The organism is Pseudomonas sp. BN417, from assembly GCF_029871205.1.
Lineage (GTDB): Bacteria > Pseudomonadota > Gammaproteobacteria > Pseudomonadales > Pseudomonadaceae > Metapseudomonas.
The window spans coordinates 73,362-87,210 of record NZ_SSOJ01000164.1 but is presented as its reverse complement, the minus strand read 5'-3'; the positions used below and the strand labels follow the sequence as shown (position 1 = coordinate 87,210).

Sequence of the window (13,849 nt, the reverse complement as noted above, 5' to 3'; positions counted from 1 at the left end):
AGTGGAGCGCCGAGATGAAGAATTTCTCGCAGCCCCGTTCCGAGTTGTCTGAAGCTCTCAATCGACTGCGGCACACCTTCTATGTGGTCGGTGGATTCAGCGGGGTCATCAACCTGCTGATGCTGGCGCCGGCAATCTATATGCTGCAGGTCTACGACCGCGTGCTGGCGAGCAGCAACGTCACTACCCTGATCATGCTCACGGTGCTGATGGTCGGGCTCTATGTCCTCATGGCCCTGGTGGAGGTGGTGCGCTCCACCGTGCTGATCCGACTCGGCAACCGGCTGGACATGACCCTCAACAAACGGATCTTCAATGCGTCCTTCGAACGCAACCTGCGCCGTGCCGGCGGTAACCCGGCCCAGGCACTGCAGGATTTGTCCCAGGTTCGCCAGTTCCTCACCGGCAACGGTCTCTTCGCGTTCTTCGACGCCCCCTGGACGCCGATCTACCTGCTGGTGATCTTCCTCGTGCACCCGCTGCTGGGCATCATCACCCTGGTCGGCTCGGCGATTCTCTTCGGTCTCGCGTTGCTGACCGAGGTGGTCACCCGTGTCCCGCTGTCGGAGGCCAACCAGGCGGCCATGTCCTCCGGTACCTTTGCCAACAACAACCTGCGCAATACCGAAGTGATCGAGGCCATGGGCATGTTGCCGGCGATCCGCGAGCGCTGGTACGGCAGCCACAAGCGCATCCTCGAAAAACAGACCCAGGCCTCGGACCGCGCCGCGTACATAAATGGCGCCAGCCGTTTCGTGCGAATCACCCTGCAGTCGCTGATTCTTGGTGCTGGCGCCTGGCTGGCGATCAAGGGCGATATCACCGCCGGGATGATGATCGCCAGCTCCATCCTCAGCGGCCGTGCCATGGCGCCGGTAGAGCAGGCCATCGGGGTGTGGAAGCAGTTGCTTTCTGCCCGGGGTTCCTGGGACCGCCTGTCCAAACTGCTGCAGGACTTCCCGGTGCGGGTCAATGCCATGTCGCTGCCCAAGCCCGTCGGCATGCTCGCCGTGGAGCAGGCCATGACCGCTGCCCCTGGCGGCGTGGTCACCATCCTGCGTGGTGTCAATTTCAACCTGTCGCCCGGTGAGGCCCTCGGCATCATCGGCCCCTCGGCAGCCGGCAAGTCCACCCTGGCGCGGCTGCTGGTGGGCGTCTGGCCGGCGCAATCGGGCAAGGTGCGCTTGGATGGTGCCGACATCTACCAGTGGAACAAGGAGGAGCTCGGCCCCTGGATCGGCTACCTGCCCCAGGACGTGGAGCTGTTCGAGGGCACCATCGCCGACAATATCGCCCGCTTCGGCGAACTGGACAGTGAGGAAGTGATACTGGCCGCCAAGCGCGCCGGGGTGCACGAAATGATCCTGCGTTTCGAGAAGGGCTACGACACGCCTCTGGCCGTGGACGGCAGCCCACTCTCCGGTGGACAGAAACAGCGCATCGCCCTGGCCCGGGCCATCTATGGCGACCCGTCGATGATCGTGCTCGACGAGCCCAATGCCAACCTCGACGACGTGGGCGAGGCGGCATTGGTGGAGGCCATCATCGACCTGAAGAAGCGCGGCAAGACGCTGATCCTGATATCCCACCGGCCCAGCGTGCTCAGCACGGTGGACAAGGTCCTGCTGCTGCGCGATGGCTGCATGCAGGCGTTCGGTCCCCGCGACGAAGTGTTCGCGGCCCTGCGCCAGGCCAGTGTCATGCCTTCGGTAGGCACCCCCAACCTGGCGTCGATGCGGGCGAAGGAGTAACCGATCATGCAACAGGCAAGCGAAAGCAAGGCACTGATTCGGGTTGAGCAACCGGCCCAGGTGGACATGGACGATACCCGCCCGGCGCGCTGGGGCATCTGGCTGGTACTGGCCGGCTTCGGCGGTTTCCTGGTCTGGGCGGTGTTCGCCCCGCTGGATGCCGGCGTGGTCGCCAACGCCACGGTCAACGTCACCAACGCGCGCAAGACGGTCCAGCACCTCACCGGCGGCACGGTGGACGCCATCCTGGTGCGCGAGGGCGACAAGGTTCGCGCCGGCCAGGAGCTGGTGCTGCTGGATCCGACCCAGGCGATCGCCGAGCAGGGCGCCCTGAGTTCCCAGTACATAGTGGCCAAGACGGTGGAGGACCGGCTTTCCGCCGAGCGCGATGGTGCCGATTCGGTGACCTTCACTCCCGCCCTGCTGGAGCGCTTCGGCGGCGACCCGCGCCTGCAGGAAGCCATCGCCCTGCAACAGCGGTTGTTCCACACCCGGCGCAAGGCGCTGTTGGGCGAGATCAGCATCCTGCACGAAAACCTCAATGGCGCCGAAGAGCAGCTCAAGGGCCTGCGCCAGGTCCAGGCGACCCGCGCCAGCCAGTCGAGCCTGCTGGGCCAGGAACTGGAAGGGGTGCGCAGCCTGGCCTCCGAAGGCTATATACCGCGCAACCGCATGCTCGAACTGGAGCGCAACGCCTCCGAGCTGAACGGCTCCATGGCGCAGAACATCGCTGACATCGGCCGTACCCGCAACCAGATCGCCGAGCTCAAACTACGCATCCTCCAGCGCGAGCAGGACTTCCAGAAGGAAGTGGAGTCGCAGCTGACCGACGTGCAGAAGGAAGCGACCTCCCTGGCCGAACGCCTGCGCTCCATCGACTACCAGGTGGAGAACACCGTCATCCGTTCGCCGATCGACGGCATCGTCCTGGGCATGAACATCGCCACCGTCGGCGGGGTCATCCAGCCCGGTGCGCGGATCATGGACGTGGTGCCGGACAAGGAGCCCCTGCAGGTGGATGCCCAGGTGCCGGTGCAGGCTATCGACAAGATGGTGCCGGGACTGCCGGTGGACATCACCTTCCCGGCTTTCAACCACGCCCAGACGCCGAACATCCCCGGCCGGGTAATGACAGTCGCCGCCGACCGCCTGGTGGACGAAGCCAGCAAACAGCCCTATTACTTGACCCAGGTGGAAGTGACTGAAGAAGGCATGAAGCTGCTCGGGCCGAACAATATTCGCGCAGGCATGCCGGCCACCGTCACCATCAAGACCGGGGAACGCAGCCTTATGAGCTACCTGATGAAACCTCTGATGGGTCGTGTCGAAAGCGCATTCAAGGAGCAGTGATATGAGAGCCCGGATGGCTGTAGCCGGTTTCCTCGGAGCCGTAGCCCTGCCTGTGTCCGCCATGGACCTCAACGAAGCCTGGAACACCTATCAGAACCAGGGCCCCACCTACCTGGCGTCGGTGCATGAGCGCCAGGCTGGCCAGGAGTACAAGGAACTGGGCAAGGCTGGCTTGCTGCCGAACATCAACAGCACCGCGTTCTGGAAGCGTGTGGACGGCACCAGCGAGCAGGACAATGTCCTCGGTCGCAGCGTGGAAAGCGATCTGGAGTACGACTCCAAGGGCGCGGTGGTGGAATTGCGCCAGCCGTTATTCAACAAGCAGCGCATGGCCGAGTACCGCCAAGGCAAACAGCGCACGCTCCTCAGTGATGCGGTGTTCGATGCCAAGACCCAGGAGTCGGCGGTGAGTCTGGCCGCCCGCTACTTCTCGGTGCTGCTGGCGCTGGAGACCATCGAGTTGGCCAAGGTCAAGCTCAAGGCCCTGGACGAACAGGTGCTGGCGGCCAAGCGGCGTTTCCAGCTGGGCGACGGCACCGTGATCGATATCGACCAGGCTTCAGCTCGGCGCGACCTCTCCCAGGCCGAGCTGATTGAGGCCGAGGACAACCTGCTGGTGGCTCGGCGCCTGCTGCAGGAACTGCTTGGCATACTGCCGGAGGATATGTCCACCCTGCGCACCGAATTTCCCACACCGCCTCTGGAGCCGCCGGCTCTGCTGGACTGGATCAACGACGCGCGGGCCAACAACCCCGCCATCATCGCCCGTAGCCGCAGCCTGGATGTTGCCGACGAGGAAGTGAAGCGGGCCAAGGCCGGGCATTGGCCGACCCTGGATTTCGTCGCCGCCTACAACGATTTGGAAAGCGATTCGGTCACGACCCAGAATCAGACAAACCGCTATGGCTCGGTGGGGGTGGAGTTCCGCATGCCAATCTTCGCCGGCGGCGCGACCAGCGCCCAGGTGCGCCAGGCCGCGGCCAACCGCGAGCTGGCCAATGACCAGCTGAACTCGAGCCGCGAGGAGGTGCTGTCCGGCACTACCCGCGAGTTCCGTGGGGTACAGAGTGGCGAGCAGCGGGTGCGCGCGCTGGAGAAGGCGGTGGTGTCCAGCGAGCGAGCCCAGGACTCGGCGCGCAAGGGCTTCCTGGCCGGCACCAGCACCAACCTGGATATCCTCAATGCCGAAGAGCAGGCTTTCATCGCCCGCCGCGACCTGCTGGAGGCCAAGCTGCGTTACCTGCTGTCACGGTTGCGTCTGTCGGCCTCGGTGGGAGCGCTTGGCCAGGACGATATCCAGCAGGCCAACGACTACCTGGGGCCTTCTATTCCGTTGCAGCCGTGAGGTCTGGTTATTCACGGATTACTGGCGGGATTCGCACTGGATTGGCAAGTTTGTGTGAGCGTCCTTGCCTGGCTCCGTGCAACAGGACGTCTCCCTCTCCTCCGGCCACGACCGGAGCCCCAGCCTGATGCAATGAACCAATCCAGATGTCACCTCGCAGATTTGCGGCGCGCTGCTGACCCTCCTTGCGGTGTACATCGGTTCGATCAAACCGCCGGAGAAAACGCAGCCTTTACCTGAGCCGACCTGACAGCTGGTCAGGGCGGTGTCGTGATCATCGAGTGGCAGACACCCTGCACAAGCCTATTCAAAGGCAGCGCGCAAACGCTCGATGGCCTGGCTGATCGATAGGCCCTGGATAGGCGGTGGATCGTGCCTCTCGCCAAACTTCCGCCAGATGAATAGCGTCAACTCGGCACCATCGGTAAGGGACTCGGCATTGTCCAGCGTGGCGAAGTTCTCCAGTATCCGGTCGACATTGGGCTTTGGCTCTCGGGCTCAACCCACTCCGAACACATCCATCAACTCGGCCAGGAACGCGCTTACCAGATCGCTCTGGCGAGCGGAACGGCGCACCGCTGCATGGAAGTCGACCTCGTAGCGCAGCTGCTCCGGGTTGAGTGCGTGCAGTTGTCCCAGGTCCACGTGCCTGGCGGCATAGTGCTGCGGCAGGAAGCCCAGGTGCTGGCCGGAAAGGATCAGCAGGGCGGCGCCGTCCATGCTGTCGGTGAGGGCGGTCAGGCGTTCGATGGAGGTAGGCGCCGGCATCTCCGGCAGGGGGTGGCTGGGCCAGACCCATGGGTGTTCGGCCACGTCCTCGCGGCTGAGCGTCCCGGCCTGGTCGAACAGCGGGTGCGAGGAGCCGCAATAGGCGATCTGCGTCTCCCTGAACAGCGAAAAGTAGTCGAGCGTGTCGAGCCGGCGCCAGAAGTAGCCGATGGCGAGGTCGAGGTGGCCGTTGATGATCTTTTCTTCGAGGAAGGACGACGACAGTTCGGTGAACTGGAAGTACAGCCCCTCGTGGCGGGCGCGCAGACGGGCGATGGCCAGGGCGATCTTCTTGTTGGCCACGGGGTCGATCTGGCCGAGCAGGCCGATGTTGAGGGTGCCCGACAGGGTGCGATTGATGTGTTGGACCTCGAGGCGGAACCCCTCGGCTGCGGCCAGCAGACGCCGTGCCGCATCGAGGAACTGGCTGCCCTTCTGCGTGAGGGCGAAGCCGGCGCGGCCGCGATGGCAAAGGCGAAACCCCAGGCGGGTCTCCAGCGAGGAAAGTTGCGCACTGATGGTCGGCTGTGTGGTGTTGAGCGCCGTCTGCGCGGCCGAGACGCCTCCCGCCTCGACGACGGCGAGAAAGACCCTGATCAAGCGGATATCCAGCTCGGTTACGTTCCCCAGCATGCTGCCTCCGAAAGCTCGTTACATAGAACGCGCTCTATGTGAACAGTTGGCCCGCGCTATTTTATGGCCCAGGACCGCCCCCTAGAGTGCAGCCTGACCGGCAATCATGCGAGCCCCAGGGGACGCGCAAAGGCGCCCCGCTTCTGGCTGGCGATGATAGTTCCGGTCCGGGTGCGCTGGCCATGAGGTCAAGGCAGCGCCACTCGCCATACATGGATGGAATCGATGTTTGCCAAGGGCCATGCCTGCGGCACTACCACAAGAACAAGATCACGCTCGATTCGGAGCGCAGGAGCATCCCATGTCAGGGTCCAACACACCCGCCAGCGCCGTTGAATCCAGCGGCGGCCTGGCCATCGAAGGCCACTCGATCGACTACATCCCGGAGTCCGAGCGGCACGCCAGGCTCAGCAGCCAGGGGCCATTCTGGTTCCTCGGCAACTTCCACTTCTTCACCATTTCCATCGGGTTCGTAGGGCCGAGCCTCGGGCTGTCGGCCCTGTGGACCACCCTGGCCGGTGCGCTGGGCATCATGTTCGGCACCATCTTCATGGCCTTCCACGGTTCCCAGGGGCCGGAAATGGGCCTGCCGCAGATGATCCAGTCCCGCGCCCAGTTCGGCTATCGGGGCGTGGTGCTGGCGCTGATGGCGACCCTGTTCGTGTTCGTCGGCTTCAACGTAGTGAACGTCTCGCTGATCACCGGCGGCCTCGAGAGCGTCTTCGGGTTGGACCCGGTGGCCGTTGCCTGCGCCGTGATCGCGGTCGGGGCGCTGCTGTCGATCTACGGCCACGATCTGATGCACAAGGCGTTCAAGTGGGCCCTGCTGGTGACCTTGCCGCTCTATGCGCTGGTGACCGTCGCCCTGATGTTCGGCGCGGGGCAGGGGGAGACCGCACCGCAGGGCAGCCTCGGCTTCAGTTGGGTCGCGTTCGCCACCCAGTTCGCCATCGCTGCCAGCTACAACATCTCCTATGCCCCTTATGTGTCCGACTATTCGCGCTACCTGCCGAAGGACACCAGCCGAACCAAACTGATTGCGGCGGTGTTCATCGGTGCTTCCCTGTCGGGCGGCTGGATGATCGGCCTAGGCGCCTGGCTGGCGCAGCAGCTGCAGGTGTCCGACGCCCTGGTGGCGCTGGATCGGGTGGGCACCTCCCTGGTGCCGGGCCTTGGTCATGTCCTGGTGCTGGTGTCGGTGGCGGGCTTCCTTCCGGTCATCGCCCTCAATACCTACAGTGCCATGCTGACGCTGCTGACCGGGGTCGATTCCTTCCGCAGGATTTCGCCGACACCCCGCGCCCGCGTCCTGGCTATCGTCGCCATCACCCTGGTGCTGTTGGCTTGCGTGCTGTCGATCCGCGGCAATGGCATCTCCATCCTCAATACCTTCCTGGTGCTGATGCTGTATTTCCTGGTGCCCTGGACCGCGGTGAACCTGGTGGACTACTTCTTCGTCCGCAAGGGCCGCTATGCGATACCCCACTTCTTCACGCCCAAGGGCCTCTACGGCGCCTGGCAGTTGCGCGGGATCCTGGCCTACGTGGTGGGGTTCATCTGCATGATTCCGTTCTTCTTCATCTTCGATGCCGCGGCCGGCAAGGAAGTGTTCGTCGGGCCCATGGCGCGTCTGCTGGGCGGCGTGGACATCGCCTGGCTGGTGGGGTTGCTGGTGTCCGGCCTGACCTATTTCATCCTCAGCCGATCCCTCGATCTCGACAGCGAACGCCGCATCATCGACGCCATCACCGAGCGCGACATCCTCGCCATGACCCGGCAGAAAGGGGGACCGCGAGAGTGAACGCCATGCAAGGGAGCGAAGCCCGTTGAACGCTTGCAGAAATATCCAGGTCGCCTGCTGTCAGCTGGCGCCGAAGATCGGCGACCTCGCCCACAACCGTCGGCTGGTCGAGCGGGCGGTTCGCGCTGCGGCATTGCAGGGCGCCCGGGTCGTGGTGCTGCCGGAACTGGTGCAGAGCGGCTATCTGTTCCATGACCTGGACGAGGCGCTGGCGTCGTCCGAGTCCGCGGACGGCCCGGCCCTGCAGTTGTGGCAGGTGCTGGCCCGCGAACTGGATATCGTCATTGTCGGCGGCTTCTGCGAGCGGCTGGATGAATTTCGCGTCGCCAACAGCGCCGCACTGGTGGATGCCCGCGGCCTCCGTGCCATCTACCGCAAGGCGCACCTCTGGGACGGCGAGAATGTCATTTTCAGCGCAGGCACGGAGCGGCCGCCCGTGGTGGAGACGGCCTTTGGGCGGATTGGCGTGATGGTCTGCTACGACCTGGAATTCCCCGAGTGGGTGCGGCTGCCGGCGCTGGCCGGCGCCGAGCTGCTTTGCGCGCCGGTGAACTGGCCGGACGGCCCGCGCCCGCCGATCGAGCGACCTGCGGAAGTCGTGCGGGTCCAGGCCAATGCCTCGGTCAACCGCATGTTCATTGCCGCCTGCGACCGGCATGGACCGGAGCGCGGCGTGAACTGGGTGCAGGGTTCGGTGATAGTCGATCCCGATGGCTACCCCGTGGCGGGGCCGGTAGATATCGGCGGCGAGCAGATCCTGATGGCCACGCTGAACCTGAATGAAGCCCGCAACAAGCGCATCAGCCAGCACAACCACCTGCATGAGGATCGCCGTCCCGGGCTCTATGGCACGGACGGGCTGCTGGAATAACGGCTGGGGCAGGGCTGCAAGGCTTTGCCTTGGCATCCGCCAACGCAGGCCCGGGGACGACGGAAGGTCGCTCCGCGGCCCGCTGTGAAAACCGGCAAGCCTCTGCAGTCGAGCCGGAGGGTTGGGCGTAGGCTGCGCGTCAAGGCATCAGCCAAGCATTTTGCTGTAGCAGTCGGTCACCGCGCCGTAGCATTCGCAGGCAGCTGCCTCGAGTCCTTCGCGATCGAGGATGGTGATCTCACCGCGGGTGTAGTGGATGAGGCGTTTCTGCTGCAACGCCCCCGCAGCCACGGTGATGCCGCTGCGGCGCACGCCGAGCATGTCAGCGAGAAGCTCATGGGTGAGATGGAAATGGTCGGCCTGCGCCCGGTCGTGTGTCATTAGCAACCAGCGAGCCAGTCGGGGCTGGATCTCGTGAAAATGGGTGCAGGCGGCCGTTTGCGCCAGTTGCGCCATCAATACGAAGAGATAGCGATTCATACGGCGTTGCAGAGTGGGGCACTCGCACAGCTCACGTCCAAGGTGCGGGGCAGCAATCCGCAAGGCGTTACCGGCGCCTTGCACCACTGCGCGGGTTGGCGCCTTGCGAACGCCCAGCATGAGCGTCACGCCCAGCATGCCTTCGCGGCCGATCAGTCCCATTTCCAGAGGCCGATGGGCATCCAGGTTCGCCACCAGGGAGATGAAGCCGGTAAGCGGGAAGTAGGCATGGCTGTACGGCTGGTCTGCCTCGCAAAGAATGCTGCCGAAGACCAGCTCTACCGATTCGCAATGGTTGAGGAGCCTGTCGCGCTCTCTACCCGGGATGCCATTGAGAAGATGGTTGATCACTGTGGTCGCCCCTTTGCCCTGCAGCACACGGAGATCCTGGGTGGCATGAGAAGGGTGCCGCGTTTTCTCATGCTTCACTCTTGCACTCAGTGGCGGCGTGGTCTGTTCGCTAATGCACGCAAGCCCGAGTGATTGCAGTCGAGGGAGCCGCTGGGGCGGGCGCAGCAGGCAAGTGGCCGGTGCTCGCCCATTGATGCTGGTGAATCGTTTGCCTTGGGTGCGGGGCCGTACAGACCGGCCCTTTACCTCGGATGCAACCTGTAGGGAGGCGGGTCATTGCCGTGCCGCAGCAGGAGAACGGAAATGTTCGAAATTATCGTGATCGGATTGTTGGCTCTGTGGGCGCTGGGAGTGCTCACGTCCTTCTACATGGGGGGACTGATCCACGTCCTCCTGTTTCTTGCGATCGCGCTGGTCGTGTTCCGGCAGAGGCAGGGGCGGCGTCTTTGACCCGTAGCAGTCCGCGCCAAGCAACGCCCTCTCCGCGAAGGCCCATGGCTTTCACTCCCAACCCTTGCTGCCGTAAAAACGGCTGATCTCGCTTTGCCAGTGCTGGTCAGCCATGTCGGGCCAATGGCTGTTGTCGAATCCAGGGGCGTCCTTCAACCGATTCTTGTCAACGTCGAGGGTGAAACGCTTGTGCCCGGAATCCAGCGTCAATGCCCTCCAGGGCACGGCAAAGAGCTTGTCACCCAGGCCTAGGAAAGGCTTGAAGGACAACACCGCATAGATGATCCGGCCGCTGCGCATATCCAACATGATTTCCTTGATGTTCCCGAAGTCATCTCCCTCGAGGTTGTAGACATCATTCCCGATGAGTGTGTCCGCTCCCATCAGTTCAGGTGCCGCCCCTCTTCTGGTGGTCGGTCCGGCTTCATGGTTTTCGTTGCTGGCTTTTTTTTCCTGATGGTTCATGGTCACCTCCAATGGCCGCAAGGTTGGCGGGGCGCGGCGAGCGGGGGAATGACCGTGTCGCCAACCCGTGGGCATGTCTGTGCGTTGGCAAACCGATGCTGGTCGCTCAGCCAGATACCCGTTGCTCAGACCAGCTTTTGCCAAACCTCGGCATCGGCCAGCTGTTCCTGGCTGGCGTGTTTACGCTCGCCATGGATCGGGCTGAGTTCATAAGTGCCGCTCGCCTCGGATACAGCCGTATAGCGAATGCCCGTGAGCTTGTGCAGGTAGCGCAGCAGCGGTTTGCACTGTGCATCGATGCACTGGAACAAGGTCGAGTCGTACATCTCGTTCATTGCCTGTGCCTGCTGCAGCCGGTGCTGCTCTGCCTTTGCTTCATTCTGTGACGTCTGGGTGCGCCGGTATGTACGCTATCGCACTCTGTGGCAGCCCACGCCCGGCGATGCATTACCGGGCGCAGGTGCGTGGCACAGCGTTCATAGGCAGGTAAGCGCGCCAACGCACCGACGGATTGCTTGTTCACTGCCACAGTGCAGACCCAACACCGACCTCAGAGGTCAAGATGAGCAAGCACAGCAAACCTATCCCGAACAGCGGCGCGGCACCTGCCGCCAACACAGCCAGGAATCCTGGCCAGCCCACCCGGTCACCCACCTCCATAAAGCCCGCACGCCCGACTGAGCCCAAGGCTCCGGCAAGAGAAGAGGCCAAAAGGGCGATGCTCCAGGATGCCGACAAGGCACCTGCCAAAGCCACAGCGAAAGAGCCACTGCGCGCTGCCAAGGGCGATGACGACCTCATGAGCCAGGCGCCCGGAAAGTCATGAGCCTGCCAAGCGCGGATGAGCTCAAGGGCAAATGGAACCAGCATGTCGGTACCGCCAAGATCGCTTGGGGCAAGCTGGGCGAGGTTGAGTTGCTGAAATCCGAAGGGCATCAGCAGCGGCTATCCGGCCTGGTGCAGGAACGCTACGGCATCACCCGTGACGAGGCGGAAAAGCAGGTCAAGCGTTTCCTTGAGAAATGCAGATTCTGAGTCAGACAAGATCCCCTGGCGAACCGCCACGCGGCGCGTCAGGCGGCCCAAACCAGCGGACCATTCGTGCAAGCGTTCCCGGTTCGGATCAATCCCTTTCCTGAATGGTGAAACCAGATGTACGCACAATCCCGCAAGCTGATCCTCGCCGCCAGCATCGCGATGGCGCTGGGGACCATGAGCGGCATGGCCTCCGCTGAGTCACAGAGCTTCACCGATGTCCGCCAGGAAACCCAGATATGGACGACTTTTGCGTTGAGTCCCCAGCTGCGGGCCAATGATCTCAGGGTGTCGGTAAGAAACAGCAAGGCCACCCTGACCGGCAACGTCGCGGAAAGCGTCAACAAGGACCTGGCCAAAGATATCGCACTGGGCGTCAGCGGAATCGACTCCGTGGACAACCAGATCGTGGTCCAGCCCGACTACGTCCCGCCGAAGTCGGGTCCGGGCCAGAACTATGGGGTCATGGTCGATGACGCCACGACCACAGCCGCGGTCAAGTCGAAGCTCTTGTGGAGCAAACAGACCGATGGCATGACGATCCACGTAGTGACCCGCTCGGGCAAGGTGACGCTGACTGGCAATTCCGATAGCCAGGCGGACAAGGACCTTGCCGGCCGCCTGGCCACAAGCACCACTGGCGTGGCGTCGGTGGACAACCAGTTGGTGGTCGACGCCTTGAAGCCGACGCCGGTCAAGAGCGCCAAGAGCACTGCGAAGGAAGCTGAGGGTGACGTCGCCGATAGCTGGATCACGACCAAGGTGAAGTCCACCTTGATGTATTCGAGCAACGTCAGCGGTTCCAATATCTCGGTGAGCACCAACGGCGGCATCGTTACCCTGAGCGGCCTCGTCGACAGTGGGGCCGAGCGTGACCTGGCGATCGAGCTTGCGCAGAACGTGCGGGGCGTGAAGAGCGTCCGCTCGACGGAACTCCGCTATTGATGCGGCGGGCCCCCCGCCGCAGGCTCGTCATGCAGTTACCTCGATACTCAGGGCGACCAGCCAGTCTGCGCAAAGCAAGTGTGCTTTCCATCCAACATCCCGTCCGGAGCACTCCGTTGGCGTATGGTAATGAAATGGGCGCCTTTTCCAGGTACCCAAGTCAATGGTGAACCCTATGTCCGACAAGCCTTCACCCTTGCAGAACCACCTGCTTTCCGCCTTGCCGAAGGAGGTTCAGCAACGCCTGGTCCCGCAGCTCGAACTGGTGCCGCTGCCTCTTGGCAAGGTCCTGTACGAATCGGGGGACACCTTGCGACATGTCTACTTCCCCACCGACTCGATCGTTTCCCTGCTCTATGTGATGGAAAACGGCTCCTCGGCGGAAATCTCGGTGGTCGGCAATGAGGGGCTGATCGGCCTGGCAGTGTTCATGGGCGGCGAAAGTACCCCTAGCCGGGCCATCGTGCAGAGCGCCGGCCACGCCTACCGGCTGCAGGGGCAGCGGTTGAAGGCCGAATTCAATCGCCACGGCGAGTTGCTGCAGCTGATGCTGCGTTACACCCAGGCCCTGATCACCCAGATGGCCCAGACCGCGGTCTGCAACCGGCACCATTCGATCGACCAGCAGCTGTGTCGCTGGCTGTTGCTGTCGCTGGATCGCCTGCCGACCAACCATCTGAAGATGACCCAGGAGCTGATCGCCAACATGCTCGGGGTGCGCCGAGAAGGCGTTACAGACGCCGCCGGCAAACTGCAGAAGCTTGGCGTGATCGAGTACAGCCGCGGGCACATCACGGTGCTCGACCGTCCAAAACTCGAGGCGCTGAGTTGCGAGTGCTATGCCGTGGTCAAGAAAGAGACGGACCGCCTCCTGCCCTATATAACCAGGCATCTGTAAACGGCTTCAGCCAAGCAGCCTGCGGTCGTAGGTCTGTTCGCGAAGGCAGGCAAGGTCCGGCGCAGCGGGGAGTTGGTGCGTGTCCGGTCGTTGCCGGCCGCGAACAATTTGCCTTGCGTGCGCTGCCATACAGACTGACCCCTTGCTCTGGATGCAACCTGTGAACGGGCAGGACATTGCCGTGTTGCGAAGGAGAACTGAAATGCTCGAAACACTTGTGATCGCGTTGTTGGTTCTGTGGGCGCTGGGACTGATCACGTCCTACTCCATGGGTGGGTTCATCCATATCCTCCTGGTACTGGCGATCGCGCTGTACCTGTTCCGGGTTATTCAGGGGCAGCGGCAGCGTTTCTGACCGCGAAGCAAGAAGCTCAGCGAGCCTCTTGCAACTGAATGTGAAGTCCGGCTACCAGTGCATCGCACAGAGGCCAACCCTCCTGGTCGCCCGGATTTCACCCGGATTGAGTGATTGCGTTACTTTCCTGCTTTGCTGTTGGGGGCGAATTCATTGGCTATGTCTGCGTTAGCTGTTGCAGCACCGAATAGAAGCGTCTAGCACGGACCTTTCAGACCTCCGCACTTGCCTGATACATCCCTCTCCCCCGGCCCCTCTCCCTGAAGTGGAGAGGGGGGACTCGCGCCGGACAGGACGCGGTAATCCTGACGCCTGGTCATTGCCTGAACCTGTGCAGAAGAGGTGGGGCAG

General features: G+C 63.1%; 14 protein-coding genes. 10 read left to right on the top strand and 4 right to left on the bottom strand.

From position 1 onward, the window contains the following. The first annotated feature begins 14 nt into the window (after positions 1-14). Genes E8F11_RS29140 through E8F11_RS29130 form a run of 3 tightly spaced genes read left to right on the top strand, consistent with a single transcriptional unit; the run spans position 15 to position 4,446 of the window. Complete coding sequence (locus E8F11_RS29140; protein WP_280292392.1) at positions 15-1,751, top strand: type I secretion system permease/ATPase; 1,737 nt, start codon at positions 15-17, stop codon at positions 1,749-1,751. A gap of 6 nt (positions 1,752-1,757) precedes the next feature. Further along, positions 1,758-3,101: an HlyD family type I secretion periplasmic adaptor subunit gene (locus E8F11_RS29135; RefSeq protein ID WP_280292391.1), complete on the top strand. Its 1,344-nt coding sequence runs from the start codon at positions 1,758-1,760 to the stop codon at positions 3,099-3,101. A gap of 1 nt (position 3,102) precedes the next feature. Next, complete coding sequence (locus tag E8F11_RS29130) at positions 3,103-4,446, top strand: TolC family outer membrane protein (RefSeq protein WP_280292390.1); 1,344 nt, start codon at positions 3,103-3,105, stop codon at positions 4,444-4,446. A 498-nt stretch (positions 4,447-4,944) separates the two neighbouring features. On the opposite strand, the gene E8F11_RS29120 is transcribed toward E8F11_RS29130, so the two are convergent. After that, positions 4,945-5,847, bottom strand: coding sequence for a LysR family transcriptional regulator (locus E8F11_RS29120; RefSeq protein WP_280292389.1), 903 nt, complete (start codon positions 5,845-5,847; stop codon positions 4,945-4,947). Positions 5,848-6,148: 301 nt separating this feature from the next. On the opposite strand from E8F11_RS29120, the gene E8F11_RS29115 reads away from it, so the two are divergent. After that, a complete protein-coding gene (locus E8F11_RS29115; protein WP_280292388.1) occupies positions 6,149-7,648 on the top strand; it encodes a cytosine permease in 1,500 nt (499 codons plus the stop codon). Between the two features lie 25 nt (positions 7,649-7,673). Beyond that, positions 7,674-8,519 (top strand): nitrilase family protein, encoded by an 846-nt coding sequence (locus E8F11_RS29110; protein WP_280292387.1) that lies wholly within the window; start codon positions 7,674-7,676, stop codon positions 8,517-8,519. A 147-nt stretch (positions 8,520-8,666) separates the two neighbouring features. On the opposite strand, the gene E8F11_RS29105 is transcribed toward E8F11_RS29110, so the two are convergent. Then, on the bottom strand, positions 8,667-9,377 hold the full coding sequence (locus E8F11_RS29105) for a Crp/Fnr family transcriptional regulator (RefSeq protein ID WP_280292386.1): 711 nt from the start codon (positions 9,375-9,377) through the stop codon (positions 8,667-8,669). 276 nt (positions 9,378-9,653) lie between these two features. On the opposite strand from E8F11_RS29105, the gene E8F11_RS29100 reads away from it, so the two are divergent. Further along, the gene (locus E8F11_RS29100) at positions 9,654-9,800 is read left to right on the top strand and encodes a lmo0937 family membrane protein (protein WP_280292385.1); all 147 of its coding nucleotides are present in this window, start codon (positions 9,654-9,656) and stop codon (positions 9,798-9,800) included. Positions 9,801-9,851: 51 nt separating this feature from the next. Here E8F11_RS29100 and E8F11_RS29095 read toward each other — a convergent pair whose 3' ends face one another. Both E8F11_RS29095 and E8F11_RS29090 read right to left on the bottom strand, forming a co-directional pair. Further along, positions 9,852-10,265 (bottom strand): PRC-barrel domain-containing protein, encoded by a 414-nt coding sequence (locus E8F11_RS29095; RefSeq protein ID WP_280292384.1) that lies wholly within the window; start codon positions 10,263-10,265, stop codon positions 9,852-9,854. 125 nt (positions 10,266-10,390) lie between these two features. After that, positions 10,391-10,600: a hypothetical protein gene (locus E8F11_RS29090; RefSeq protein ID WP_280292383.1), complete on the bottom strand. Its 210-nt coding sequence runs from the start codon at positions 10,598-10,600 to the stop codon at positions 10,391-10,393. A 487-nt stretch (positions 10,601-11,087) separates the two neighbouring features. Here E8F11_RS29090 and E8F11_RS29085 point away from each other — a divergent pair, with 487 nt between their 5' ends. The 4 genes from E8F11_RS29085 (at position 11,088) to E8F11_RS29070 (ending at position 13,498) form a co-directional block, all read left to right on the top strand. Further along, positions 11,088-11,300 (top strand): CsbD family protein, encoded by a 213-nt coding sequence (locus E8F11_RS29085; RefSeq protein WP_280292382.1) that lies wholly within the window; start codon positions 11,088-11,090, stop codon positions 11,298-11,300. A gap of 117 nt (positions 11,301-11,417) precedes the next feature. Next, positions 11,418-12,245: a BON domain-containing protein gene (locus E8F11_RS29080; RefSeq protein WP_280292381.1), complete on the top strand. Its 828-nt coding sequence runs from the start codon at positions 11,418-11,420 to the stop codon at positions 12,243-12,245. Between the two features lie 175 nt (positions 12,246-12,420). Next, a complete protein-coding gene (locus tag E8F11_RS29075) occupies positions 12,421-13,143 on the top strand; it encodes a Crp/Fnr family transcriptional regulator (RefSeq protein ID WP_280292380.1) in 723 nt (240 codons plus the stop codon). A 202-nt stretch (positions 13,144-13,345) separates the two neighbouring features. Further along, complete coding sequence (locus E8F11_RS29070) at positions 13,346-13,498, top strand: lmo0937 family membrane protein (protein WP_280292379.1); 153 nt, start codon at positions 13,346-13,348, stop codon at positions 13,496-13,498. Positions 13,499-13,849: the final 351 nt, after the last annotated feature.

Coding starts and splice junctions, on each gene's coding strand:
- E8F11_RS29075 (WP_280292380.1), top strand. CDS start 12,421: ATGTCCGACAAGCCTTCACCCTTGCAGAACCACCTGCTTTCCGCCTTG.
- E8F11_RS29100 (WP_280292385.1), top strand. CDS start 9,654: ATGTTCGAAATTATCGTGATCGGATTGTTGGCTCTGTGGGCGCTGGGA.
- E8F11_RS29135 (WP_280292391.1), top strand. CDS start 1,758: ATGCAACAGGCAAGCGAAAGCAAGGCACTGATTCGGGTTGAGCAACCG.
- E8F11_RS29090 (WP_280292383.1), bottom strand. CDS start 10,600: ATGAACGAGATGTACGACTCGACCTTGTTCCAGTGCATCGATGCACAG.
- E8F11_RS29070 (WP_280292379.1), top strand. CDS start 13,346: ATGCTCGAAACACTTGTGATCGCGTTGTTGGTTCTGTGGGCGCTGGGA.
- E8F11_RS29115 (WP_280292388.1), top strand. CDS start 6,149: ATGTCAGGGTCCAACACACCCGCCAGCGCCGTTGAATCCAGCGGCGGC.
- E8F11_RS29140 (WP_280292392.1), top strand. CDS start 15: ATGAAGAATTTCTCGCAGCCCCGTTCCGAGTTGTCTGAAGCTCTCAAT.
- E8F11_RS29085 (WP_280292382.1), top strand. CDS start 11,088: ATGAGCCTGCCAAGCGCGGATGAGCTCAAGGGCAAATGGAACCAGCAT.
- E8F11_RS29095 (WP_280292384.1), bottom strand. CDS start 10,265: ATGAACCATCAGGAAAAAAAAGCCAGCAACGAAAACCATGAAGCCGGA.
- E8F11_RS29120 (WP_280292389.1), bottom strand. CDS start 5,847: ATGCTGGGGAACGTAACCGAGCTGGATATCCGCTTGATCAGGGTCTTT.
- E8F11_RS29130 (WP_280292390.1), top strand. CDS start 3,103: ATGAGAGCCCGGATGGCTGTAGCCGGTTTCCTCGGAGCCGTAGCCCTG.
- E8F11_RS29080 (WP_280292381.1), top strand. CDS start 11,418: ATGTACGCACAATCCCGCAAGCTGATCCTCGCCGCCAGCATCGCGATG.